At 65.5% G+C, this 911-nt stretch carries 2 protein-coding genes and 1 pseudogene; 2 read left to right on the top strand and 1 reads right to left on the bottom strand.

Annotated features, from left to right (window positions below):
* A pseudogene (locus tag ABD323_RS41905) lies at positions 1–267 on the bottom strand (hypothetical protein); the annotation flags it as partial.
* A gap of 153 nt (positions 268–420) precedes the next feature.
* On the opposite strand from ABD323_RS41905, the gene ABD323_RS41900 reads away from it, so the two are divergent.
* A complete protein-coding gene (locus ABD323_RS41900; protein WP_344447320.1) occupies positions 421–687 on the top strand; it encodes a GntR family transcriptional regulator in 267 nt (88 codons plus the stop codon).
* A gap of 32 nt (positions 688–719) precedes the next feature.
* Positions 720–911, top strand: a 192-nt coding sequence (locus ABD323_RS41895; RefSeq protein WP_344447319.1) for a hypothetical protein, incomplete at its 3' end; no start/stop codon positions are given.

The raw sequence follows: 911 nt of genomic DNA, 5'->3' as shown, positions 1-911 counted from the left end.
GCCGGGCAGAATCCGAACCGGGGCAGGCTGGACTGGGGGCGACGGGTTCGGCTCGGGGGTGGTTACGGGGAACACGGGCCGCTCGCGGTAGTGGTAGGCGGGCACCCGCAGTGCGGGCACGTCCACGGGGATCGGTCGCGGTGCTCCGACTCGGTGGCGGCCGGTCGGGGTGTTCGTCGCGCCGCTCATGTAGAGCGCCAGGACGAACGCTGCGACCAGGCAGCCGGCCACTGTGTATAGCCAAGCCCTGAATATAAGGTCGGACATGTCGGCAGCTCCCTAAAGCTGTGCAGACGTGCCCCGGTGACTGTTTGCGCAGTCCCGGGGCGTTTCAGTTACGACGGTAGACCAACTCCTCTACCCTCGTCTACCAACGTTGGCCTATAGCTTGGGATGTCCCCCGTTGTCTACCCTTGCGGGATGGCCTCGGAAATCGACTACGACTCGCCCACCCCGCCGTACCTGCAGATCATCCGCGACATCGAGTCCGGGGCCCTCGCGGTGGATCGGCCCATCCCGTCAGAGTCCAAGCTGATTCAGCGATGGGGCGTGGCACGGGACACCGCTCGACGGGCGGTCCGGCATCTGCGCGAAGAGGGGTACGCGTACACCGTCCCGCAGCGCGGCACCTACGTTGCGGATCGGAGTGGCACCACACCGCAAACCCGATCGGGCGATCCCAGCTAGTTGCGGAGGCAGACAGCCCGCAGCATGGCGGCATGGCTATTGACGCGAACGAGTACGTACGCAGTAGCACTGAGGCGCTTACTCGCATCTGGGGCCTGAGCATGGGCCATCCCGTCCCGCGAGAGATCCTGGCGGCCGTGGCTGACCTGACTCAACTGGTGATCGACTTGGAGACCGATCAGAACGTCTCTCCGAAGGTCACGGACCAACTTAGGGCGACCGCT

This window comes from Kitasatospora nipponensis, assembly GCF_039528135.1.
GTDB classification, from domain to species: domain Bacteria; phylum Actinomycetota; class Actinomycetes; order Streptomycetales; family Streptomycetaceae; genus Kitasatospora; species Kitasatospora nipponensis.
This window is presented reverse-complemented; position numbering and strand designations above follow the sequence as displayed.

Excerpts from the sequence above, each read along its gene's own strand:
- ABD323_RS41900 (WP_344447320.1), top strand. The coding sequence starts at position 421 with ATGGCCTCGGAAATCGACTACGACTCGCCCACCCCGCCGTACCTGCAG.